At 43.5% G+C, this 26,085-nt stretch carries 20 protein-coding genes, 1 pseudogene and 1 riboswitch; of the genes and pseudogenes, 2 read left to right on the top strand and 19 right to left on the bottom strand.

Annotated elements, in window-relative coordinates; genetic code table 11:
• Positions 1–131: 131 nt before the first annotated feature.
• From DW694_RS05185 to DW694_RS05095, 18 genes and pseudogenes are all read right to left on the bottom strand, one after another.
• Positions 132–878, bottom strand: a complete 747-nt coding sequence (locus DW694_RS05185; RefSeq protein WP_092072929.1) for a YibE/F family protein — start codon at positions 876–878, stop codon at positions 132–134.
• Positions 875–1,615, bottom strand: coding sequence for a YibE/F family protein (locus DW694_RS05180; protein WP_244095995.1), 741 nt, complete (start codon positions 1,613–1,615; stop codon positions 875–877). The genes DW694_RS05185 and DW694_RS05180 overlap by 4 nt, the downstream gene beginning before the upstream one ends.
• A gap of 551 nt (positions 1,616–2,166) precedes the next feature.
• Positions 2,167–3,638 (bottom strand): annotated as a pseudogene (locus DW694_RS05175) (PTS transporter subunit EIIC).
• A 113-nt stretch (positions 3,639–3,751) separates the two neighbouring features.
• Entirely contained in the window at positions 3,752–4,231 is a 480-nt protein-coding gene (locus DW694_RS05170; RefSeq protein ID WP_015526406.1) for a PTS glucose transporter subunit IIA, read from the bottom strand.
• Between the two features lie 251 nt (positions 4,232–4,482).
• Positions 4,483–5,442 (bottom strand): aP2 domain, encoded by a 960-nt coding sequence (locus tag DW694_RS16860; RefSeq protein WP_022426562.1) that lies wholly within the window; start codon positions 5,440–5,442, stop codon positions 4,483–4,485.
• Between the two features lie 75 nt (positions 5,443–5,517).
• Positions 5,518–6,303, bottom strand: a complete 786-nt coding sequence (locus tag DW694_RS05160; protein WP_118368645.1) for an FctA domain-containing protein — start codon at positions 6,301–6,303, stop codon at positions 5,518–5,520.
• Positions 6,304–6,310: 7 nt separating this feature from the next.
• Positions 6,311–7,084 (bottom strand): class B sortase, encoded by a 774-nt coding sequence (gene srtB, locus DW694_RS05155; RefSeq protein WP_022426560.1) that lies wholly within the window; start codon positions 7,082–7,084, stop codon positions 6,311–6,313.
• Between the two features lie 30 nt (positions 7,085–7,114).
• A complete protein-coding gene (locus DW694_RS05150; protein WP_118752638.1) occupies positions 7,115–8,167 on the bottom strand; it encodes an FctA domain-containing protein in 1,053 nt (350 codons plus the stop codon).
• A gap of 102 nt (positions 8,168–8,269) precedes the next feature.
• A complete protein-coding gene (lepB, locus tag DW694_RS05145) occupies positions 8,270–8,815 on the bottom strand; it encodes a signal peptidase I (RefSeq protein WP_118752637.1) in 546 nt (181 codons plus the stop codon).
• Between the two features lie 42 nt (positions 8,816–8,857).
• On the bottom strand, positions 8,858–9,187 hold the full coding sequence (locus DW694_RS05140; RefSeq protein WP_129975217.1) for a hypothetical protein: 330 nt from the start codon (positions 9,185–9,187) through the stop codon (positions 8,858–8,860).
• 11 nt (positions 9,188–9,198) lie between these two features.
• Complete coding sequence (locus tag DW694_RS05135; protein WP_118752635.1) at positions 9,199–10,989, bottom strand: DUF5979 domain-containing protein; 1,791 nt, start codon at positions 10,987–10,989, stop codon at positions 9,199–9,201.
• 181 nt (positions 10,990–11,170) lie between these two features.
• The gene (locus tag DW694_RS05130; protein ID WP_118752634.1) at positions 11,171–12,313 is read right to left on the bottom strand and encodes a site-specific integrase; all 1,143 of its coding nucleotides are present in this window, start codon (positions 12,311–12,313) and stop codon (positions 11,171–11,173) included.
• 360 nt (positions 12,314–12,673) lie between these two features.
• Complete coding sequence (locus DW694_RS05125) at positions 12,674–13,642, bottom strand: PD-(D/E)XK nuclease family transposase (RefSeq protein WP_118752633.1); 969 nt, start codon at positions 13,640–13,642, stop codon at positions 12,674–12,676.
• Between the two features lie 302 nt (positions 13,643–13,944).
• Positions 13,945–15,945 carry a CHAP domain-containing protein gene (locus tag DW694_RS16855; RefSeq protein ID WP_161206357.1) on the bottom strand — a complete coding sequence of 667 codons (2,001 nt, stop codon included), beginning with the start codon at positions 15,943–15,945 and terminating at the stop codon, positions 13,945–13,947.
• Positions 15,946–16,455: 510 nt separating this feature from the next.
• On the bottom strand, positions 16,456–17,097 hold the full coding sequence (locus DW694_RS05110) for a Predicted membrane protein (protein ID WP_015526420.1): 642 nt from the start codon (positions 17,095–17,097) through the stop codon (positions 16,456–16,458).
• 331 nt (positions 17,098–17,428) lie between these two features.
• On the bottom strand, positions 17,429–18,061 hold the full coding sequence (gene ttdB / locus DW694_RS05105) for a L(+)-tartrate dehydratase subunit beta (RefSeq protein ID WP_021977663.1): 633 nt from the start codon (positions 18,059–18,061) through the stop codon (positions 17,429–17,431).
• A 20-nt stretch (positions 18,062–18,081) separates the two neighbouring features.
• Positions 18,082–18,987 carry a L(+)-tartrate dehydratase subunit alpha gene (gene ttdA, locus DW694_RS05100; protein ID WP_021651209.1) on the bottom strand — a complete coding sequence of 302 codons (906 nt, stop codon included), beginning with the start codon at positions 18,985–18,987 and terminating at the stop codon, positions 18,082–18,084.
• A 220-nt stretch (positions 18,988–19,207) separates the two neighbouring features.
• Entirely contained in the window at positions 19,208–20,473 is a 1,266-nt protein-coding gene (locus DW694_RS05095; RefSeq protein ID WP_118752632.1) for an SLC13 family permease, read from the bottom strand.
• Between the two features lie 331 nt (positions 20,474–20,804).
• Here DW694_RS05095 and DW694_RS05090 point away from each other — a divergent pair, with 331 nt between their 5' ends.
• Positions 20,805–21,704 (top strand): LysR family transcriptional regulator, encoded by a 900-nt coding sequence (locus tag DW694_RS05090; protein WP_022427019.1) that lies wholly within the window; start codon positions 20,805–20,807, stop codon positions 21,702–21,704.
• A gap of 170 nt (positions 21,705–21,874) precedes the next feature.
• Positions 21,875–21,982: riboswitch (glycine riboswitch) on the top strand.
• Between the two features lies 1 nt (position 21,983).
• Entirely contained in the window at positions 21,984–23,396 is a 1,413-nt protein-coding gene (locus tag DW694_RS05085) for an alanine/glycine:cation symporter family protein (RefSeq protein WP_173722238.1), read from the top strand.
• A 126-nt stretch (positions 23,397–23,522) separates the two neighbouring features.
• Here DW694_RS05085 and DW694_RS05080 read toward each other — a convergent pair whose 3' ends face one another.
• Entirely contained in the window at positions 23,523–26,042 is a 2,520-nt protein-coding gene (locus DW694_RS05080; RefSeq protein WP_118752631.1) for a glycoside hydrolase family 2 protein, read from the bottom strand.
• Positions 26,043–26,085: the final 43 nt, after the last annotated feature.

Here is a 26,085-nt window from a genome sequence, read left to right as displayed (position 1 = left end):
GTAAAAGCACTCCCATAAATACATAAATATAATAACTGCTTTCATAAAAGAGAGCCCACGTCTGCTGAATACAGGAAAGAACATCTGTATCGGGACCATGGATTCCGTATTCAGTGCAGTGGAGATATGCTTCATGAGATCTGTCGAATAATACATCTGATCGATACCGGGACGGTAATAAGGCAGGCTACCGCACCAGATAGCATGACTGCAACATCCTGGAATAGGAACTGGGAATTAAGAATGATCTCCAGGCTATATTGCTGTGTCTGAATGTATGAAAATAATAAAATAGTTCCTCCAAGATAAGCAAACAGCAACGTATTTACCGTTGTACCGATAATTTCTTTCCCAACCTGATAGCCGGAAGCTGTAAGCTCTTTCGCTGTCAGACTGTTTTTATGAGTCCAGACTTCATATACAGAAGATGTTACAGATAATGCTGTATCGATAACAGCCCCAAGAGTACTGAAAACAGTTACAAATATTCCTACATGAAGCATGTTAATATGAAGATCCGTACTGTAATAATACATAAAATCATCTTCTGAAATCTGGATCTCATTTAACCCGTAACTTCCTGATCTCCATGTAATAATATAAATCGGAATAAACAAAAGTAACATTACCAGCAGTGTAGCCAGAAAAGCCGCCCGCGTCTTTGGATTATTTCCGTTCTGATAAAACAGAGAAATATAACAGACACCTGCACCTGCCACCAATATCAGGAGCAGTACAGGAAAACCGGCAGACATCAGCATAATTGAAAAAAACAAAATTACAATATTCCCCGCCAGTGTCATAATTGACATGGCTCCACGCTCTCCGCCAATCAAGATCACCAGAAAAATTAAAATCAATGCAAGAAAAATGATCATTCTCTGACACCCCTTTTCCGTGATGGTATTTTCATAATCACTGAAGCAATAAAAACAGATACCGGTATTGCCAGTACAATTCCAATACTTTCTATCAGAAAACGACAGATATCATATGGAATGTGGTATCTCACGATCGTTATAAAACTTATATCATTATTCATCTTAAGTATGAACATGGGAATCATACCGCTTGCCAGAACAAACAGCAGTACATTTATCATGGTTCCCATAATATCATATCCGATTTCACGACCGGAATGTATCAGTCTTCTCAGAGAAACCGATGGATTTTTCCGCACGATCTCTCCTATTGCTGCGCTGATCGTCACCGTCACATCCATAATTGCACCAAGTCCTGTCAGCATAATATCTGCCCAGAATATATCTGCTGAATTGCCTGTACTTCCAAGGTATTCCAGATTGGAATAATCCAGATCTCCGTACATATAAATAGAAAATTCAAACAATGCCATGATCAGAAACAGAACACACAGTGTTGAAAGAACTGAGGAAAATGTTTTTCTATGAATTCCATTTAAGCAGATCAATGTAGTCAGTGAAAAAAGAACTGCGATGACATTACAGATATTTAAAATATTTTTCCCTTCTGTAAAAGCCTGAAATCCATACGCAAATATGACTGTATTCAGTATCAGTGATATGATCGTGTAAAATCCCTGCTTTCCTGTAATGCAGATCAGAAGAAAAAATAATCCTCCTGCCAGTAATGCCAAATACCCATCCCTTTTTACAGAACGTATCGTTTTTCCGGGGCTTTCCTTTGAACCGCTTAAAAGAACGGTGTCTCCTTTATGATATTTCTTGGTCTGAACCTGAGAAGATGTATATTCATTAGAGACCGTTATTTTTTCCCCTTTATGCGAACCGTTTAATATCCGTGCCGTAATATTCTGAGTATAGTAATATTCTTTTGAGCCCCTGGTTCCTTCTCTGCTCAGAGTCTGTTTTTCTGTTACGGAACATATTTTTGCCAGCGGTGTATGATAAAATCGGGAATTACAGCAGGTAAACAGAACAAAAATAATATATATGCCGGCTAAAAGATATTTTTTGTGAAATATGCAGGATTTCATTAACTTCATTCCCCCTGTAGAAATATTGCAATTGTAAACGCACTGACCGGTTGCTTTTTATCGAAGTAACATTGTACGCTTTTTGAAAGTATCGGTCAATATAAGGTATACAAAAAAAAGCAGCAGAACCGTTTTCACAGTTCTGCTGCCCCCATAATTATTTTAACAAATACCTAACTCCAAAAAAGCCATTATTTACAAAGCGCAGAAAATGCATCTGCAACAAACTGAACCTTGGTTCCGATAATAACCTGTACAGAAGTTTTTCCAGGTTTGATCACGCCTGCAACACCTGCAGATTTGATCACCTTATCATTTACAGCTGTAATATCCTTAACCTCAAGTCTCAGTCTTGTGATGCAGTTATCGATGCTTGTGATGTTCTCTTTTCCGCCACAGCCTTCCAGGATCTTCGCGGCAATAGCAGTATAGTCATCATTTGCAAGCTCGATATTCTTCTCTGCCTCAAGATCGTCATCGTCTTCTCTTCCCGGAGTCTTCAGATCAAATTTCTTGATGGCAAAAAGGAATACAACATAGAATACGATAAATGCTGCAATTCCAAGAGGAAGGATGAGCCATGTCTTCTGTGCTGCCGGAAGTGAGGATGAGAAAAGTAAATCCATCGCACCGGCGGAGAAGCTGAAGCCTGCACGGAATCCAAGAGCAACTGTGATCATGGTAAAGATACCGTAAAGTAATGCATAGATCACATAGAGGCCAGGAGCAAGGAACATAAATCCAAACTCGAACGGCTCAGTTACACCACAGATAAATGCACAGATCGCTGCAGATGCAACAAGACCGATCGCGATTTTTTCTTTGCAGGTTTCGCACATCTTACCATTGCAAGTGCTGCACCAGGAATACCAAACATCATACATGGGAAGAATCCGGACATGTACATTCCAAGGCTCCAGGATACATCTGCAGAGGTTTCACCTGCCCAGAAGTGCTGAAGATCACCAAGTCCGATGGTGTCAAACCAGAATACATTGTTCAGTGCGTGATGTAATCCGGTAGGGATCAGCAGACGGTTCAGGAATGCATAGATACCTGCACCAACAACATCCATACCTGCAACTGCTTTTCCTAATGCTACAAGTGCACTGAAAAGTAATGGCCACACAAACAGTAATACAGCAGATACGATAATGGAAACCACTCCTGCGATGATCGCTACGCAGCGCTTGCCGCTGAAGAATGACAGCCAGTCAGGAAGCTTGGTGCTCTTGAATTTGTTATAGCATGTAGATCCGATGATACCGGCAAGGATTCCGATAAAAGGATTCGCAATTTTGTCAAATGCAAGAGTCTTTGTTGCATTGTCAGCGATTGATGGCATGATGGTTGTAACAAATCCTGTAGAAAGAAGTGTTGTGAGCATCAGCCAGGATGCAAGTGCAGCAATTCCGCCGGTTCCGTCATTCTTTTCTGACATACCGACACCGACACCGATAGCAAAAAGGATTGCCATGTTGTCGATCAGAGCTCCGCCTGCCTTAACCAGAAACAGACCGATCAGATTGGCTGCGCCATGAATGTCTCCACCCTGCATGGTTGCCGGACATAACCAGTATCCGATACCCATGAGGATACCACAGATTGGCAGTACTGCCACCGGAAGCATTAACGCTTTTCCCAGTTTTTGAAGAAATTTCATATATTTCCCCTCCCTTAAAATAAATATATTTGACCGGATCACTCCGGTTATAACACCCCGAAAATTGCTACTATCTCCGGGCTGCTATAAGCCTGTCAGCTGCATGAAGATGATCATGAAAGCTTGAGGACGGCTTCATCCGCCGAAACATCCCCCTCCTTCTGGAGGCTTATCTTTCCGTAATCATCTGTGTTGCAGATCAGAACCGGGATAATCGTGTTTAAACCGGCTTTCTCAATTTTGTCCAGATCAGCCTCTATCAGAAGATCACCCTTTTTAACCTTGTCACCTGCTGCAACGTGCGCTTTAAAGGGTTCGCCCTTAAGTGTGACTGTATCCAGTCCGATATGTATCAGTATTTCCGCGCCCTGAGTGCTTGTCAGCGTAACTGCATGAAGCGTATCAAATACCATTGCCACCTCACCGTCTGCCGGAGCATATATCCTGCCGTCTGCCGGGATCACGGCAAAACCGTCACCCAGTACCTTATCCGCAAAGACAGGGTCCGGAACCTCCGCAAGGGGAACCACTCTACCCTTGCAGGGTGCATAGATTAAATTTCCTTTATCTTTTCCTTTAAAAAATTTCAGCATATTCTCTTCCTCCCGTTATTTCACCACTTCTTCCGGTATTGATATCCGCGATGTCGATTTGTAAATATGTCTATATATTTTTTATCCGTTCCGAGTTTATATTATATATTTCGTATAATTTTCATTTTTTGGTTTTTAGGCATGTGTATATATTAACCATTATTTTCGGTTTTGTCCACATTTTTATCGGTATTTTTCAAAAAAATAAGCTGTAGCACATTAACGCGACAGCTTATGTGAGAATATTCAGTTTACTTCAGCAGTTCTTTTTCTTTCATATTCGTTGTCACCTGAAACTCTCCGTTGATCCGTTGGATCTCGTATACCAGGGGATTATTTCTGGCCCAGCCGGGATCTTTTTCTGCCTGCCGGTTCCAGCTGTACCAGGCGCGGACAAAGCCTTCGTGGATGGTAGATTCCGCTTCCTGGCGGGCCTGGACCGCATCCTGATAATCCACAAAAGTTCCGATATAAAATCGTTTCCCCTTGAATCCGATGGTAGCACGGTATTTTCCATTCCGCAGCTGATAGACGCCACGGAATCCGCTGGTATTATCACTGCGGTGCTTTCTTTTTTCCAGCATCTCCACACAGGTTCCATCTACCATATGCAGCTGCCCGGGAAGCTCCTTCCATATCTCCTGTCTCAGACAGCCACAGCTTCTGTAATTACCATGAAGAAGGCCATCCTCTGTCACATCCACTTCATTTCCGCAGTCACACCGACAATGCCAGAACACAGAGCCCTTTTTGCTCCTTTTATCTGTATGATAGAGAGCAGTCAGCCGCCCGAAACGCTGTCCGCTGATGTCGGTGATCCCGCGACCTCTGACATAATGGCCGCAACCGCAGCTGGTACATTTTCCGGCTTTCAGGCTGTGTGCAGTGGAAATATGCATATTCCCGCAGTCACAGCGGCATTCCCACCTGGTCCTGCCGTTTTTACTTTCCAGTTTTTTTACTGCCACAAGTTTCCCGAAACGCCGGCCTGTAAGGTCTTCTGCCACCGGTCCTCTCTTGGCACTGTTTTCCGGAATACATCCACAGTCCTTTACAGTCCCACGCATCAGATGTCTGGTATTTACTTTTATCTCATTTCCACAATCACATCTGCACAGCCATACAACATACCTGTTTTCCCGCTCATCCAGTTTTTTCAGTACCGTCAGATGACCAAATCTCTGACCTTCCAGTTTAAGTCCGTTTGCCATCCTCTGTCCCTCACATTTCGTCAAAAAAAGCGATGCGGTAGAAATTTTTCCTGCCGCACCGCTGTCCGGATCCTGTTATTTATCCGTTTTCTTTTTTCTTCTGACAAATACTGCTGCCAGTAATACCACGCATCCGGAAACGCAGATCACTGCGATCCATTTTGCAATGTTTGTGTTATCTCCTGTTTTTGGCATAGCTTTTACATGACTGGAACCTGTATTTCCTGTATAGGAAGAAGTTCCCGTATAGGAAGAAGTTCCGGAAGCAGGCAGATTGCTGTCAGGTTTTACCGGCGTGTTCGTTATGGTCGCTGCCGGAGTTCTGGTCGGCACTGCAGTCGGAGTTTTTTCCGGAAGTGGTGTCGGTGTATTTTCCGGTACAGGTGTCGGCGTATCCACAGGATCGTAGGAATTCACAAAGCCGATATCCTGTTTCTCGCTGTTCATCTGTGCATCGGTATGTGCAGCCACAACTGCTTCCAGATCACCGGACTCTCCGTTCGTTACTGTTACTTTCACATAATAAACGGTATTGTCATAATGTCCGTTTTCCAGCTTTCCAGGCTGCTGGGAAACGCTGTAAGTGTATACGCCAGGAACAGCATATTCCACTGCAGGAAATTCTGCTTTCCCCGCACCTGTGATCGTGATCGTATTTTCTTCCGGCATGGGTGCTTCGTCCTCACCCTGAAGAATGATCGTATAAGTTTCGTCCGGAGATGGCTTCTCACCTGACAATTCCACGCTGACAGGAATCTTTACTTCCGCAACTCCAGCTGCCATAGCTGAAATCGGAAAAACTGTCAGGCACAGAACCGCAAGCAGGAGCACTGCCGGAAATTTTCGTATATTCGTCTTCATCCCCTCCTTACGTCTCCGGCGAATAAGGTTTCATTACCGCCAGAAGAACTGTTCTTGCATCTGTAAATTCCGAAGAGCAGGTTGACATTGCCAGTATCTGGGAAAAATCTTCGGACTTTCCAATGTTATCCATTGTCTGCTGATGGACATGTTCCGCGTTTTTTCTGACAAAATCCACAAGTCCACTGGTATCCGCCTGCCATTTTCCCGTTGCAAAAATAGAATCCTCAGATGCGGAAACCTGCATGCATGCAAAAATTTCCAGCTTGTAGGAACGGTCAGGAAGGATCAGCGTACCTGTGGTGTTTTTGTTAAAAAATTTCTTTTTTCTGTAAAGATCCAGATCTCCGAACATCTTATGCTCTGCCATGTGATGACCATACAGGAGAGAATATTTCCCCTGAAAATTTCTGTCACAGCCGGAATCCAGAAAGATACTTCCTGACAAAGCAAAATCACCATATACATCAGTATTGATGTAAGTCAGGTTATCTTCTCCCTGAAGAATCGGATAGTCGATCTTTGTGTGGTCCAGTGTGATCCATCCACAGACATCCGGATTGATCTTGCGGAGCTCTTCAAAAGAAGCGCCTCCGTCTTTCTGTTCCGGGTCGGGTTTCAGTTTTAAGAGCTGTGACTGAATGTCGTCCACAGCGCCATAGACCTGTGCGTTATCCCAGAGTGCATACCCGGAATACGCCGCCGCCAGGATCAGAAACAATGCTACAATGGCAGTAACCAGAGAGTTGGCTGCTTTCAGGAAAAACTTAGATGCGTTCATACTGCCTCCTCTCTGCTGCCCGGATGATCATTAGTCTTCGTATCTGCGTCTTCTGGTGATGAATGCTGCACCTGCGATTACGATCACGCCTGCGAATACGAGGATGTATGGGAGAGTTGTGAGGTTGACGCCGGTGTCGATGTCGCCACCTTTGTTGTTAGTAATTGTCACATTCTGAGAAGTTTTATTAACTGTTTTATTAGTATTTGTATACGTATACACTGGGGCGTCATAACCACCTTTAGCTTTAGTATAATCTGCCTCAGTTACATCATATGTCACACCAAATGGTAAATTTGTGAAAGTAATTGTCTGGTCATGTTTCAGGTTGATTTCTGCTGTTGCTATATTATTTTCCCAATCACTTGCTTTGATAGTATTTGTTGCCTCTCCAACTTTATAAGAAATATCACTGGACATTGTCTTTCCTGTATTATTTTTTAAAGTTACTGTTACAGTGAAAAATTTATTTTTATCACCAAGATTACCAGTTACAACTTTTTTTACAGGTAAAGAATTTGCTGAATACGTATTTTCAAATGCATTCTGACCTTCTGTAAGTTTTCTACTTTCGTTACCGGATATATTTTTATAAACAGTAACATATCTGTCAAAACCATCTCCTGACTTATTATTAACAACAGTGACTTTCAGTGTAACCGTTTTTTCATCGTATGTTACACCCAGAGTATTACCCTTAGTTTCTGCAACTGTATAATAATAAATTCCTACACTATTATAATTTGGAAGTTCAATGGTAAAAGTTTTCTCCTTACCCTCTACTGTTGCTTCACCCTCCGTATATTCTGTCGTATAGGCAACAACTTTAGGCATCGGCATATTATCTTTTGTAGTATTGCTGGCTGCATCTGTAACATTAGCTGCTGTTACAGTGTAGTTAAAAGTTTCTGCCGGGGATTTCATATCAGCTACTTCCAGCTTATAACTTTTTGTTAATGTAACAGAATCTACAGGTGTTTTCGTTTCAGCTTCTGCAGTTTCTGCCGCAAATGCCGTACTTCCCATGGTAAACATGGTGGCTGCTGCGATCAAACATGCTAACAGTTTCTTTGTCTTTTTCATAAGAAAATCCTCCTAGAAATATAAATTTATTTATAAGCTCATAAAAAGCAGCTTATACATTTGTTGTTATGTTCTCTCAGAAATGGGAGAACAATTACTTTTTTACAGTTCTCTTCTTCGAAGTATAGTGATTACTTTTGCTTTCACATTCTCTATGGAGATGGGGCCGAATTCACGGCTGTCTTTTGCATGGGTTCGGTAGTCTCCCAGAATAAATACACTGCCTTCCGGAACTGTGTAGGGATATGTGATCCCTTCCTTTGCATATGTAGGAAATGCAATTTCTCCTGTCTGGGCTGTTCCGTTTACAAGAAGCGTTCCTGTGTCATCCATTGTGATCACGTCGGTTTCGCATCCCAGGATACGCCCTACATGAGTTTTGCCGCCGGCTTCATACACGACAACATCTTCTTTTTCAAGATTCTGTTCCAGCCGATAACCGATGAGAAGATCTCCGGCCTCCACTGCCGGGAACATTTCATTATCCGGTGCCTGGACTATAAGAAAAACCTGTGTAAACAGCAGCCAGCCAACGGCCACGATCAACACGATCCGCCAGAAAAGACGGATGTAGCCTTCCTTTATTTCTGTAGAATATCTTCTTTTTCGGATTGTCTGAGAACAGGTTTGATCTTTTTCAGCACGCATCACCTCCGCACCTCTTCTCTGGAACTATATCCTGTGAACAGATCAGACATTTGTATCCTGTCCGGTAGTCCCTCTTTCAGCAAGTTCCTTATATTTGCGAATCATGGCATCACAGCTTTTCTGATGGTCAGCGATCAGTGCATCGTACCGTGCACGTTCTGCGCTTAAGGATATTTCATAAATCTGGTTTAACTCTTCCAGCTTTTTCCAGAGATGAACTTCATCCACTCCGCCAAACAGCACCTTCCGAAACCTGACCGTCCGGAACCACTCCTTCAGCTTTTCGTGCTCATGATTTAACGCCTCTGTCTGCGGAAACCGCTCTGCTCCAGCATTACAGCTTCCTTTTTTTCCTGACCGTTTCTTCTTCATCACAACCGCCTTCAACTCCAACGCTTCCTGCGCCCGAATAACAGCACACCTGCTCCGGCGACTACGATACCTAATACCAGAATGTATGGTGTTGTATTGAAATCCAACCCAGTGTCCGGGATTGCGTCTTTGTTGTTGGTGAAGATAACTTCGTGAGGAACATCATTATCCCTTCTTGAAATAGATGTTATTTTCGCCTTTCTATTATTCGTACCAGAAGAATTACCGTCTATTGTATAGGAAGGCGTATATCTATCGCTGTTATAATAATCCTTTTCTTCGATTGTTACGGTTGCTCCAACTGGAACCTGTGTCAGTCTTGTTGTCTGCTTATCTGACAGTGTAATTGTCGTTGAACCTGTATACTGTGTCTCACCGATGTTGAATGGAAGCTTAATACTTCCATTTACTACAGAAACTGTAAAGTTAAACTGTTTACTTTTATCTCCCATACTTCCGGTTACAAGTTTTTTGATGTTTACTGATGTATAAAGCGGTGTGTAGTGGGCATAGAAGTTTACGGTACCATCTGCCAACTCTGTATTTTTTGGAGGATATGGCCAAGTTGTAATTTTCTGATCTCCACATGCTCCTCCATCAACATTTTCCGGATACCAGCCATCCAGAACATATGTTATTCCATCGATAACTTTCTCATTCTCACCTTGCTCTGTTTTAATAACAGAATCTCCAGTTTTATAGTTTTTCGCATCAACTTGTGTATACTCTGTATCATTGGGATTTTTCACCCAGAATTTAGCAGTAAATGCTCTTCTACTTTTAATATTCAATGCACAGTCTATATGATATGGATATTTTCCTCCGTTTCCCCGTGAAATTTTACGGGGAGTTAATGTAATTTCAAGAATATCTGATTTGTCAAGACTATTAATATTAATTCCCGTATCTTTACTGATTGCTTTTTTGTAATTCTCCCAGATTGAATCCAATATAAATGTAAAATATGAACCAGTAGTCGTATCTCCATTCTTTACTGTCCAGGTTGTGCCTGTCCTTCCATCCGGCCATGAGAGAATATAATTCGACACATTTTTTCTAATATTTTTATCTTTGTAAACTGTATCTCCTACATAACCATTTTCCCATTCTGCATCAGCTATATTAATTTTTCCTAACATATTACTGGTTTCCCCTGCCGGTGCCCATGCTCCCGTATCATTTGTCCATGGATCTCCTGCAGGATTGGCAAGATAATAAATTGCTGCACTTTTCTCGTAAATGGACCATCGTTCCTGCACCGCTACCGGATCTTGCTCCTGCTCTATATCCTGCACGGACTGCGCATCCGCCTGCGCTTCCAACTCCACATCCTGAACCTCATCTACCGATGCATCTGCATCTCCCGCCGGTGTTGCACCTGGTTCTTCGGGCTGTTCGGTGACTGTCGGCTCCTCCGGCTGTTCGGTCACGGTCGGATCTGCTGGCTGGATTGGCTCTTCGCCAGGCTCTACGGATGGCTCTTCCGGCTGCTCCGGATCCTCAGATGGAGCTTCGATAACATCTGTCGGTTCCTCTGTATTTTCATCTCCGGTTGTCACCGCAGGTTCTTCCGGTTGTGCTTCATCCACCGACTGATCATTTTCCGCTTCTGTGGCTGTCAGCTCTTCTGCATCCTCTGCGGATCCGGACTGTACTGTTTCAATATTTTCATTGGCTGTTTCACTGCTGGCCTCTACCGCAAACGCTGAGATGGAAACACTGCAGATCATTGCGAACGCAATACAGACTGAGAGGACCTTCCTCCACAGACGGTATTTTCCAGATGAATGATTATGTATCATACTTCAAACCTCCTTCTTGTATGCTATGGCAGTCAAAAACAGGCACTGCTCATTACATGTCCATGCCGGTATTTCTGCTCTTTCGCAGAGCACAATACTCTGTGAAAGATTCCCTGCGATCCGTGTAAATTTAACGGTTCTTTCTTCTCTGACGGCGGTTTTTGACGGTTTATAAAAAAACTCAGGCTCCCGGAAATTCTTTTTCCACGGTATCTGCGATCTTCAGTTTTTCCATATTTTTACGTTTCAGGTTCATGGATGAATGTACATAACATTCCAGTGTGATCCGTGTGCTGGAGTGCCCCAGGATCTCCGAAAGACTGCGGATCTCAAATCCGGCCTCCACACATCGTGTCGCAAAACTATGCCGCAAAGTATGGAAATGAACATTTTTCAGATCACAATCTTTCGTATATTGCCTCATGCGATACTGCAGGGTTCTGGGCTCCAGGAAATACCCTGCTTTTCCGGTCAGAACATATGCTTCCAGATCATCTGCTCTCCATTTGTTACAGAGCTTTTCAATATCCTGGTTCATGGGGATCATCCTTACCGACCTTCCACTTTTAGGAACCCCGGTTATGATCCGGGTCCTTTCTTCACTTGCAGGATTGAGATTTTTCAGGCGCTGCATGGTATGACGTACAAAGATGACTTTATTTTCCAGAGAAATATCTTCCCATTTCAGAGCACATACTTCTCCGATCCGCAATCCTGTCAGCAATGCCAGCAAAACCCCAAATTTACACGGATCCATGTCCCGTAAAAGATATTCCGTAAACCTTTTCTGTTCTTCACAGGTCAGCACACGCATTTCTTTTCGATCCTGCCTGGGGTATACGATATCCACCGATTTTGCCAGTGGATTCTGCTTTGTTGTATAATTCAGAATGGAATGCAGCACGGAAAGAATATCCCGCACTGTTTTTGGTGACAATCCTCTTTCATGGATAAGCCTGTAGCTGAATTGTTCTACAAGTATTTCTGAAATAGCCTCGGAAAAATACTGCCCGAGATCAGGCTTGATATATTTTTCCAGGATCGTTGTATATTTTACAAAAGTGGATGGTTTCACGCTGCTTCGTTTCAGATACAGCCATTCATTACAGTAATCTGCAAAGCGATTCCGTTTTCCTCTCACGGGCAGGAGCTGATCATTCATCAGCGCATAACGTGCCTGATTGACCTTATCTCTGGCTTCATGATATGTTTTTCCGTAACAGTAGCCATAGTGTATCCTTCCGTTTATCCGATGCTCCTTGATATATCTGGCTTCCCATCGTCCGTCTTTTCTTTTGTAAATGTTTTCTCCTTTTCTGCTCATTGATCTTTCCTCCTGTTATGCCGAATCTTATAGTCTGTTCACAAATAAGAGTTTTTATCCGCCGGTCTTTTATCCTCTGACGATGACACTGACGGCGAATAGTGTCCTTTTTCGGACACCGCAATATTTGCGCCCTATATTATCCGTAAAATATGGTGAAAAACCACGATAAAAAAGCCGGTTTTCAGGAACTTACGCCTTGAATTTCCAAAAAATTTATGGTATTTTTATAGAAACAGAGTATTGTGCTCTGTGAAAATTTACCAACTATAACCTAAATAAATAAGCCGTTTTTTAAGCAAAAAAACTCCCTCACATATCAGTTTTTCTGATACATGAGGGAGTTTCTGATCTTATATTTTATTTCTGTTCTTCAAGCTTTCTTTTTAACATCTGAATTTCTTTTTCCTGAGCTGCAATTTTCTCCTTTTGATTATCAATCTGCTCCTGCATCTGATCAACCATATACTTCACTGTGTTTCTGTCAAGAATCTTTAATTCCTCTGAATACATTTCCATCATCCCTTCCACATTCCGGCATATATTATATATGTGCTCGTACATGACCGTAAACTCCGGATATTTTTTTATTAATTTCACGATTACTTCCGGAGAATCCATACTCAAAAATGCCAGCCATGCATCCAGTTTATCTGTGATACCTTTATTGTGCATATTCTCACGAAAGATGTCAAGCGGAAGAAATACATATTTCTGAAGCAGATTAAGTTCCAATCCTGTATCTGATCTCTGTTGAAAAATATGGCAGTATCTATCTTTATATTTATGAAAATCTCCTGTACTTTTATCAATCAGTACAATTGTATATACACTTTTTATATCCTTATAGGAAAACTTCTCTTTTCTGGTACTTCGGGCATTTTTATATTGCCTTAATAATAGATCAGAAGAATAACATGCGCATCTTTCCCCAGGAAAAGCGTAACCTATTTTTTGCACTTCCACGTTACAATATGAACCATCATCAAATCGTACCAGAATATCCATGATCAAAAGAGACTGCTCATCTGCCAGTCTTGTAGAATCTCCTGGTAAAACTTCGATAATTTTCACCTTTCTCTGAAGCAATACTTCAAGAAAATCCTCTAATCTTTCCGGTACTGTTTCCGGATTCATAATTTCCTTAAAAAATGCATCATACAGCATTTTCACCCCCTTCACTCCCGTACAGAAATCCATAAATTCCTCTCTCTGTTCTTCTTTCCAGCTATAAAATCTCTCTGTCAGATTTATGTTCTGCTGAATGTCCCGCAAAATCTCCTCGCGGGTTCTTATCATTGGAAAATAAGCCTTTAATTTCGTATTCAATTAATCTTCTCCTTGTCTGATAAAAAATGGAAATTCCGTTTCAGATCTGAAACATCTGTGAATGCCATACGGCTAGAATAAGTCTTATAAGATACTTATAGAATATCATATTTTTATCTTTCATCCAAGATTTTTCCTTCCTGTTGTTTCTCTGTATTTCGACACAATATTTTATGGCAATCAACCAGATACGGCGCAGACTACAAATATCCTTCTGCAAAAAAACTCCCTCACATATCAGTTTTTTCTGATACATGAGGGAGTTTCTGATTTATGACTGTGATTTATGACTGATCTATGATCTATTTTGCTTTATAACGGTAAACGGTTTTTACTGCTGTGCTGTCTTTACCGGTTGTCCAATCACTTTCGGAGGTTGTGGTCTGAGTCTGGAGTTTTTTGTTCTGGTACTGGTTCATGCGGTACCAGGCCTGGCCTCTGGCTCCGTGGCTTCCGTAGGCGCCGTTACAGGTAGTTCCGCTGGAGCACCATACCCGGCTGCCGTTTCCATTCCAGTTCAGCAAATAATAGGTAATGCTCGGGTCATCTCCATCTGCGCCGGAAGCAGCTACGGTTACCTGACTGGCTGCTACACTGTCAAAATGTACATAAGGGCCCGTCTGTGCGAAGTTTACATTCTGTCCGGTATTCGGTCCGCAGAAATGATAGTAATAATAGCCCACCAGTTGTCTGGAAGCAGATGTCTCCAGTGGTCTTACAGACTCATAAACACCACCATCGTTGACATAGCTGGAGGTTGTTTTCTGATAGGTGTGTTTATACTGGATCATATATTTATCGGAAGTGATATTCTTTGGAAGCGTATCCACATAAACCCAGTTTTTAGGTTTCGCCTTGATCTTAAAGGTCTTTGTTACGGTTCCGCTGTAATTCCCCTTAAACTTCACCGTTACCTTATAAGTACCAACATTTTTTCTTCCACGGGAATATGTCACCTTGTAATTGCCGGAACTGATGGTTTTTTTATTCGCACCGGTTACTTTTACCTTCGGTGTTTTTACTTTTCCGTCATATGTATAGCTTGTGGCAGAAAGCTTTATTGTCTTCGGATAATAGATGGTTTTCTTTCCGGTCACTGCACCGCAGGAGCAAAGATACTGCACATATCCGTTCCTGGATGTAGTTGCTTTCTTCACCTGTTTTTTGTAGCTGTGTTTATGAGCTTTTCCGGTGATCTTAAAGGTTTTTGTAACGGTTCCCGAGTAATTGCCTTTAAACCGAACTGTTACCCGATAAGTTCCAACATATTTTCTTCCGGCAGAATAGGTAACTGTATAGTTGTCTGCACTGATCACCCTGTTGTTGCTGTCTGTAACCTTTACCGTTGGCTTTTTTACTTTTCCATTATAAGTATAGCTTGTTCTGGAAAGCTGTATTTTTTTCGGATAATAGATGATCTGTTTATTCTGTATACTTCCGCATCTGCACTGCTCCTGTGTATATCCGTTGGCAGTGGTGGTTGCCTTTACTGTTACTCTCTGATAGCTATGTGTATGTGTGACCGGAGCTGCCTGGACAGTGAAATTCACAGAATCCGAAAATGTATATGCATACTGTGCATGATTCACAGATGCCACCGCTACCCTGTAATTCCCCGCCGGCAATGTGCAGGACCAGCTTGTTCCATTCACTCCATACTGAACTCGCATCGGATTGGATTCTCCTGCTTTATACACATATACATCATAATATCTGGCATAGCTTGTTGCATTCCAGGAAAACGTTGTGGTCTGATTCGCTTTTCCCGGATTCACGCTCACATATGGCTTGCCCGGTACACGAACGCCCGGATAGATAAAGCCAAGCAACACCTTGTTGGAATCATAAGGGCGCCTTCCTCCGACTGCATTGGTCAGTGTATATCCATATGCAACTCCATGAGAGGATGTCTGATCTTTGTCCGTTCTTCCTCCCTCATCTACCGTAAATCTGTTGTTTCCAAGATTAGCTGTTACATAAGCAACATGTCCGTAATAATCTCCGCTCCATACAGCAATAGAACCGGGAACAGGCTCATTTCCTACTGCATAGCCCTGATTGATAGCATTTTGCCACCAGCCTACCGCATTTCCCCATGCAGGCAATGCGATTCCCTGTCTGTCATACACGCACTGCCATGCAAAGCGTGTGCAGGGGATCTCGTATAAGCCATCTCGATCCACATCCTGTGTTGTAGGATAAGGATTACCTGCTGCTGTTACCGTTGCCACCGGTACCGCACTGAAAGCAGTTACTGCAGACAGCGCAAGGACCATTAATTTTTTCAGAAGCTTCTTTTTCATAGTGTTCTCCTTTCCTGCGGTTTCATCCTTCTTACCGGATGATCCTGATCTGGCATGTCTTCTACGATGAAAATATTCTGCATGTTTATTACTCTTGTTTCATATTTTATCTCTGTCTGGCAAATTTATGATACCTTTATTGTGCATACTCTCACGGAAGATGTCAAGGTAAAGAGATCCAGTCAAGTGGATATTCGCATCGGTAATTTTTTTCGGCCACTTACTGCAAAATCAGCCTTTCCTCCCAGCTATCCAGCGTAGCACTGATAGCTCATCCAACTCCCTAGCAGCCACACTACCCTACCGCCCTGAAAAGCCAGCCCGTGAGGCGTGTGCTGCCTGTCGCCGGACTCTGCAGGAGGGGAGCTGATTCCCGGCAGCCTAGAAGCCAGCCCCCGACGAAGCCCCGGCGGCAGGCAGCACACGCCTCACGGGCGTCCCTTTTCACCAAAAAAAGCCGAACCAGCCACATCCCGCAGCCAGTTCAGCTCAACCCATACAACTACAAACTCACTCACCATCAACCCAGGCAAGCAGCTTCCCGGTAAAAACCCTATTAAAGAAATGGATCACCGGTCCCAGCCCAAAAGCCGTCACCAGTGTACCAATACCCACAACACCACCAGTCAGATAACAGATCAGCGCACAAAGCACATCATTAGACATCCTGTGCCAGAAATAAGGAATCTTCGGCCATCTCTCTGTCATGATCAGCGAAAGACTATCATAAGGCGCAACCCCCTCATCCGGCATCTGATACATCGACAGTCCCAGACAACAGATCACAACACCCACACACAGTGCCACCAAACGTACCGGCAGCGCCACAAGCTCCAATCCAAAAACACCAGTATAAATATTATAAAAGAAAGTAGTAATATAAGCCAGACAAACCGCATTCACAACCGTACCGATCCCAAGGAACCTTCTGCCAAAAGCAATCTCAATGATCAGCAGCACAATATTTACAATCAGCTGGAAATTACCATACGCCATACCAATCATATCCGCAACCGCCATATTCATTCCACTGAACGGATCCGTTCCGAGCCCGGCAAGCTTGAAAATTCCAATCCCCATACCTGCAAAAACATTTCCGATACACATGATCAGAACATGCTTCCAGTTAATGTTCTTCAAAAAATCCCCCATAAACCTTATACCTCATCCTCTCTGAAAATATTGTCAGGCAGATATCCACGATCCACCTTCACTGCGCAAGATCCATACCAGATAATACCTTAATAACCAGCCTGCTGCAACGCTTATATTCTATCACACCACCTCACCCCTGTAAAACACAAAAGCTCCAAGAAACAACAAAAAAAGACATCCTGCAGACCACATTATATGATCTGCCGGACATCTCTCTTTTTCATATCACGCTGTTAATTCAATTTCACAATCACCAGTCAATCCCGAAGCTCTCATGGCAGAGCCTCGTTATTTCAGATATCCCGAAAAATTTTTTCAATATCCAATATTATTTAATGAACTTAACCTCAGGATAAATTGCCTGCTTGGCAGCCTCTTTACGCTCATTAAATACAACCTTGTTCTCCTCAAACAGGTTACGTCCTTGTGCATCGATAGATACGATCAGCGGCCCAAATTCTTTAACCTTGTTGCACCATAAAGTCTCAGGCATACCAAGCTCATCCCAGTGATGCTCAACAATCTTCTCAACCTCTGTAGCAGCCACAACTGCACATCCAGCCGGGAAAACACAGTGGATAGCACCGAACTCTTTACAAGCACGCTCCGTATTCGGGCCCATACCACCTTTACCAACGATCACTCTGACACCAGTCAGTTTTGTAAACTCATACTCGAACTTCTCCATACGCATGGAAGTTGTCGGTCCTACAGAAACCATTTCATAATCATCCTCTGTACCCTCGATCTTACGAACGATCGGGCCGGCATGGAAAATCGCTTTGTTGCGGATATCATACGGAAGCTCTCTTCCATACTCAACCAGACGACGGTGAGCAACGTCACGGCAGGTCATCAGATCTCCGTCCAGCCATACAATATCGCCGATTTTGATATCAGCCAGGTCTTCTGCGCTTATAGGTGTAATAAGAACTTTTTTATCTCCTCTGATTTCGATCATGATTTTTCCCTCCGTTTATATTAAGCATTAAATTTCCATGTGGAATGAGTATCACAGGTTACTGTAAGATCCGGATTTACAACCAAATGTCCACGACGGTGAGACCAGCATCCAACATTTACTGCAACACCGATGGTAGATGGATGTCGTGCAGTATTCTCAATGTTAACACCCATTACAGAATACTTTCCGCCCATACCCTGCGGTCCAAGGCCGATGGCATTGATACCATCCTCGAGAAGCTTCTCCATTTTTGCTGCGTTTGCGTTATCGTTGTGAGAACCGATCGGACGCATCAGCGCTTTCTTGGAGTTCAGAGCAGCTGTCTCTACAGATGTTCCTACACCAACACCAACAAGAAGTGGAGGACACGCATTCAGTCCGTAGGTTGTCATCTGATCAAGAACGAAATCTGTAATACCTTCATATCCTGCCCCCGGCATCAGAACCATTGCTTTTCCCGGAAGGGTACATCCGCCGCCTGCCATATATGCGTAGATCTCACATTTATCGCTGTTAGGAACAATATCCCACCATACAGTCGGGGTTCCTTTACCAACGTTTTTCTTTGTGTTGTACTCATCAAAAGTCTCAACGGAATTATGTCTTAACGGTGCTGCAAAAGTAGCCTGAACAACAGCATCTTTCAGAAGTGCTTCCAGCTCATTGATATACGGGAAATTTGTTCCGCATTTCAGCCAGAACTGAAGAACACCTGTATCCTGACAGCTTGGACGGTTCAGCTCTACAGCAAGACCCTGGTTCTTTGTCATTGTCTCATAAAGAACCTTTGGAAGTGCAGCTGTTTCCTGTGAACCAAGCTCTTCAAGTTTATTAACTACGTCATCCGGTAATTTTTTTCCAATATGGGCAACAAAATCTGCTACCATGTCTGTTAATACTTTAACTCCATTTTCCTTAGTCATGATTTACCTCCTGATATGGTTCGATGGTTTAATGTTTTTTAGTTACATAGGTTTTTGTTGGTTGTTTCATCATTAATTTTGGCTGATTAATGGTTAAGATGGCTTTTTGGCTTATTTATCACTTCCCCTGTACTGTATGATCAGTACAGGAGGGAATGAACTTAATTGATCAAAAGTGTTGCTGGTCACAAAGTGAACAGTAACTCAAAAGTTTCTCTCCTTACGGATAGAACGGAAACAGGATCGGTAACAGGATCATACAGATCACAAAGGATACCAGGATCAGCGGCAGACTGGATTTCACATAGTCCTTGAATTTGTATCCTCCAAGACCGACTACCATGGTGTTTGCCGGCATACCGATCGGTGTTGCATATGCACAGGAACCTGCGATAACAGTTGCGATAACAACGGCTCTCGGATCTGCTCCGAGGTTGTTTGCAAGAGATACCGCAATTGGAATCATCAGTGCTGTGGTTGCTGTATTTGACATGAAATTTGTCAGCACACAGGTTACAATAAAAATCACCAGAAGAAGAAGGATCGGACTCGGATCTGCTCCAAGAAGTCCTACGATCTTATCTGCGATCAGTTCTCCGGCTCCGGTTGTATCCAATGCTTTTGCAAGTGTCAGAGAACCGCCGAAAAGAAATACAACCTTCAGGTCAATGGAATTCAGTGCGTCTTTCTCGGAAATAACTCCTGTCAGAACCAGGAGGATCGCTCCGATACATGCAGAAACCTCAATGCTGATACCGATCTCTTTTTCAAAGATCATTGCAAGGATCACAAGGATCAGAACTACCAGAGAAACCGTCTGTTTCCACTTCGGTACATGGCTGAAATCCTGCTGATCTTCAAGCGCTTCCCCGGCCGCATGGTTTCCATTGGGAAGGAAACGATATCCGATAAAAACAAAATAGAGGATTCCAAGAACAAGCATCGGAACTCCAACCGGCGCATACATAAAGAAGCTTGTGGAAAGCCCCATCTCCTGAAGTGCATTCACACCCATCAGGTTTCCCGGCGCACCGATAATGGAAAGGTTTCCGCCAAGAGCTGCCGCAAATACCAATGGCATCAGAAGACGGCTTCTGGAATACCCGGACTCATCGGCGATTCCACAGACGACCGGGATCAGCACTGCTGCGGTACCTGTGTTGGATAAGAACCCGGACATTACACCTACGATTACCATGATCGCAATGATCAGTGTTTTTTCTGTTCTGGCAAATTTTGTGACCAGGCCTCCGATCTTGTTTGCCATTCCTGTTTCAAACAATGCCTGGCCTACTACAAACATGCCAACGCAAAGGATTACGTTACTGTTTACATACTGTGAAAATGTTGTTGTTGCATCCACAACTCCTGTAAGGGTCAGGCCGATCGCACAGATCGAAGCCGTCAGACCAAGAGGAATTTTTTCAAGGATGAAACTGATAATGGTGAACACAAGAAACAGCAATGTGATAGTTGTCTGAGACATTTCTGTACTCTCCTTCCATTTGGTTTTTTCCTGAAAAGTATAGGCCGTACACGTTTCTTTTGATGGTTCCATTATAACCGATGTACATATAAAAAAACAAATTAATGAAACATATATCCGCATAAAAAATATTTATAGTATCAGTTTTTAATGATAATTTTTGTGCATTACTAACATAAAAGCAGCATCTTAACAAATGAATCTGGCAAATATTATATTTCTATGCTATTTTTATGTAGACACCCAAATACTCTGTCACATCTTTTCCGGACGGAAATGAAAAACTTTACTAAAAAATTTAATCTGACAATACATCGAGAGAAGGTTTATCATGACACTGAATCAACTACGCTATTTCTGCACAGCCAGCCGCTGCCACAGCATCACAAAGGCAGCCGAAGAATTATATGTGACCCAGCCCACCATTTCCATGGCTATCCGCGATCTGGAGATTGAATTCGGGATCAGTCTTTTTTCCAGAAAAGGAAATCAGCTGAGTCTGACCCAGGAGGGAGAGTCCTTCTACAAAAAAGCTACCTATATCCTTCAATATTGTAATGAGCTTCAGGCCGATTACTCCAGCATGTCCAGGATAAAGCCCCCTCTTCGCATCGGGATCCCTCCCATGTTGAGTACCGTATTTTTTCCGGAGCTGCTTACGGCGTTTCACGAAAAGCACCCGGAAATTGCCGTAGTACTGGAAGAATACGGATCTGTCCGTGCCTGCAATCTGGTACAGGATGACACCCTGGATGTAGCTTTGGTCAATATGGAACAGTATAATATAGATAAATTTCACAACACCGTCCTGGCCAACGACCAAGTGGTTTTCTGTGTGAGCAACGACCACAGGCTGGCAGAAAAAAAATCAGTCACAACAAAAGATATGGCGAAAGAGCAGCTGATCTTTTTCAATGCTGACTCCGTCCAGAATCAGATCCTGAAAATGCGTTTTGAGATGGATGGCCACACACCCAATATCGTTATGCGGAGCAGCCAGATCTACACCACCCTACAATTTGTAAAAACCGGAAAATATGGCTGCTTTCTCTACTCCAGCATGACCGATAACTTTTCCACCTCCAATGTTACCGGTATCCCGCTCAATCCACCTGTCCGCATAAAAATCGGCATGGTATGGAAAAAAAGCAAATATATCAGCGGCGATATGCTGACATTTCTGCATTTCACCCGCATGTATTACAAAGAACATCCGCTGATAGAAAAGTAAATCCCAAAACTTCCAATTATATGTCGATTAATTTTTCTAATAAATGCAATTTTTTTTAAAAAACCATTGAAATCCATCAATTCATGTGATACTCTGTGTTACAGTGTTTTTCTACACAAAACGAATGACCGCCACCACCGCACACAAAAGGTCCTGGCATCATTCAAAAATAAAAAAACTCAGGAGAGTCTCTTCAAATCAAAAGGGAAGAGCGCCGAAGGTGTACGCAGCACACAAAATGCTGTAAATCTCTCAGGCAAAAGGATGGAGGAAAGAGTAATGTTTACACAAATCAACAACTTTATCACATGGTTTGACGGAGTCGTTTGGGGACTTCCGCTGATCATTCTGATCCTGTTCACAGGAATTCTGTTAACCACTCGGTTAGGTCTTTTACAGGTAAGGCACCTCGGAAAGGCACTGAAATTCATGGTAAAAAATGAAGAAGGCGGCGATGGTGAGGTCACAAGCTTCGGAGCTCTGTGTACTGCACTTTCAGCAACCATCGGAACCGGAAATATCGTAGGTGTCGCAACTGCTATCGCAGCCGGCGGACCAGGAGCACTTTTCTGGATGATCGTAGCCGCATTCTTCGGAATGGCAACCAAATACGCAGAAGGACTTCTGGCGATCAAGTACCGTACCATTGACAAAGAAGGCCACGTTCTCGGCGGACCTTTCTACTACATCGAAAACGGTATGGGAAAACAGTGGAGATGGCTTGCCAAGATCTTCGCATTTTTCGGAGCAGGTGTGGGACTTTTCGGTATCGGAACCTTTACACAGGTAAACGGTATCTCATCTGCAGTTACCAATTTCTTTGACCCGGATAAAGCACACACAGTAGCACTTTTCGGAAATACATATTCCTGGGCAACTGTAGTTGCATGTCTGATACTTACCGTATGTGTAGGACTTGTCGTTCTCGGCGGAATCCAGAGAATCGCAAAGGTATCCCAGGTCGTTGTACCGTTTATGGCAGTTCTCTATGTTGCACTGGCACTGATCATCGTGATCACAAACATCACTGCAGTACCTACAGCGATCGTAACTATCGTAAAATCTGCTTTCACAGGAAGTGCACTTGCAGGTGGCGCAATGGGAACCATGGTCGTAGCTATGCAGAAGGGTATCGCCCGCGGTATCTTCTCCAATGAGTCCGGTCTTGGTAGTGCCCCGATCGCAGCCGCTGCAGCTCAGACAAAGGAGCCGGTACGTCAGGGTCTTGTATCCATGACAGGTACATTCATTGATACTATCGTTATCTGTACCATGACAGGTCTTTCCATCGTCATCACAGAGACATGGAACACAGGTCTTGAGGGTGTTGCCATCACAACAGCTGCTTTCCAGAAAGGTCTTCCTTTCCCGCCGTTTGTAGCATCCTTCTCACTGATGCTGTGCCTGGTATTCTTTGCATTCACAACAATCCTTGGATGGGATTACTACGGTGAAAGATGTCTGGAATACCTGTTCAACAGAAACAAAGCCGCAGTTACAACATACCGCTGGCTGTACATCATCTGCGTATTCATCGGACCATATATGACTGTAGCAGCTGTATGGAACATCGCAGATATCTTCAATGCCCTGATGGCATTCCCGAACCTGATCGCTCTTCTTGCCCTGAGCGGTGTGGTTGTAAAGGAAACTAAGGATTTCTTCAAAAGACATAAAAATTACGAATTCTGATCCCAAATATCGTAATCAAATGTAAACACGCGCAAACCCATGATGATCCCCTAATATCATATAAAAAAAGACGCGAACCTTTTTATCCTCCGATAAAAGGCCGCGTCTTTTTTATTTAAAAGCTTTCTATGCCAGCGTCAGGATCTCCATCTGCTGTGTCAGATCCGCTGCATCCAGAATCTCTCCATTTCGGATATCTTTCTTATCAAGCCGGACACACATTTCCTCTCCATCTGTCATATGGAAAAAATTATCCTCCAGAGTAACATCCGCATCAGTAAATCCAATAGCTGTAAACGGACTGAAGCAGCTGCTTTTTAAATGGATCACAAATGCATCACCTTGCTCCTCCACCTCGGCAGTGATCTCCGGTTTATCCAACTCCAGATATTTATACGGAACAAGGGTCTCCACATCACAGAGCACATCTCCGCCAGCAAGTGTCACTTCCGCCTCAAGAAAGATCTCATACTTCTTGTCTTCCCATCCGGAAACATCCACCGCCAGGATCGGAGCGGACTCCTGCACACCCACAGTGCCCGTTCCGGTAAGCTTCTCAAGAATCTCGCATTCCATATTTTTCACATAAAAGGCAACCTGATATGACTGTGCGTCCATACTTTCATTTTCCAGATACACCTGCATGATATCCCCATCCATGCACATACTCACCGCCTGTAGCCCATAGAATTTTTTTGCCATATAATGAAGTGCCTTCCAACGGCCAAAGTAGTCGATACTTGCCCAGGATGCCACCGGCCAGTTGTCATTGATCTGCCAGTAAAGGGTACCCATACAGCGGCCTCTGTGACGTCTCCAGTGGTCTACTCCATACTTCATGGCCATTCCCTGAAGGATCTGGCTCACATAGAGAAGCTTGCGGAAATTCTCCGGATAACGGAAATTCTCGGAAAGATAATACAGGATCTTTCCGTTAGCTGCAGGATTTTTCTGGTGGTTCTCCATCACCCTGGAAAAAATATTCCTGTCTTTCTCTTCCGTAAAGCTCTCCACAGTTTTCAGGCACGGAAAAGACTGGAAGCCAAACTCCGAGCAAAAACGAAAATAATGCTTCTGATAATCTGTAAAAGGCTTCTGACCATGCCATACATCCCAGTAGTGACAGTCTCCTCTGTTCTCATCGTCCGGATCATCAAAGCAGCCTCCGGAGCTTGGGGAAGACTGCCAGAAAAAGGTCTCGCTGTCTGCCGCCCTCACTGCTTTCGGAATCACATACTCAAACATTTTTATGTAGTCCGCACGGAGATATTTCGACTCACTCTGTACCTCCGGCCAGTGATCCCAGGCAGACTCCATCTCATTGTTTCCGCACCACAGGCCAAGGGATGCATGATGACGGAGACGTTTTACATTTTCCGTGATCTCCTTCGTGATATTATCTTCAAATTCTTCTGTAAGATCATAAACATTACATGCGAACATCAGATCCTGCCATACGATCAGTCCCATCTCATCACAAAGATCATAGAAATGATCCGAAGGATAATAACCGCCGCCCCACACACGGACACAGTTAAAATTGGCACGTTTGCAGGATTCCAGAAGATACTTCTGGACCTCCGGTGTGATCCTGGAATAGATGCAGTCCTCCGGAATATAATTTCCCCCCATGGCAAAAATTTTCACGCCATTGACACAGAACGCGAACTCTTTTCCCCAGAGATCTTTTTCCTGGCTGATGGTAAGGGTACGGAGACCGATGCGCTTCGTTATGGTTTCCAGAACTGTGCCATACTCGTCCAGAAGTTCCACCTGAACTTTATATAACGGCTGATCGCCGTAGCCGTTTGGCCACCAGAGCTTCGGGTTGTGGATCGAAGATGTCAGCACTGCTGGATTATTATTCGCTGATACAGTCTCCCCCACTTTGCATACATGGGCTTCCGTTTTTCGGTCGTTAGCACCTGTTCTATGTCCACAGACGCTCTCTGCATCCTCCTGGATCGTCACCCTCACCTGACACTTATCCACAGCATCTCCGCTTACAGCCACAGTTGTACACACATCCACAGCATTATCCCCATGCACCTGTGTGATCTTCACATCCTCAATTCTCGGATGACTGTATGCTTCCAGATAAATATCCCGAAAAATCCCGGCATCAATGGTCTGGGGGCCCCAGTCCCATCCAAACATACAATGAGCCTTCCGGATCAGCTGGTTTCCTTTCATTCCACCGCAGGGAACATAGTGGATCTCTTTATTATCTTCATACTCATAAGCTTCGATATACTTGAATACCGACCGGAATACGATCCGGATCTGATTCTCCCCGGAATGAAGAAATTCTTTCACATCCAGCTTCCAGGTACGATGCATGTTATCTGCAGATCCGGCTTTTTGCCCATTGATATAAATATCTGCAAGAGTATCCAGCCCCTCACAGACCAGTATTATTTTTTCTTCTTTCAGGATATCCTCTGCAGCCACAAATATTCTGCTGAATTCATAATCCTTCCGGAACAGTTCCCTTGTCACATCCTCATTTGTCCGGTAAAAAGGATCTTCGATCTTCCCGGCACCATAGAGCCCGGAAAGCACAGATCCCGGAACCTGTACCTCACATAATCTGTCATTTCCTGCTTCTGCCAGCTCCCACTGGCCATTTAACATTATTTTCCTCATAAAATATATCTTCTCCTGTAAAAATCCCCTTCGCACGATCTTA

Origin of the sequence: Ruminococcus sp. AM26-12LB, assembly GCF_003480785.1 — a bacterium.
Lineage (GTDB): Bacteria > Bacillota > Clostridia > Lachnospirales > Lachnospiraceae > Blautia_A > Blautia_A fusiformis.
Note: the sequence above shows the minus strand (reverse complement) of the source record. Positions and strands in the feature narration are given on the sequence as shown.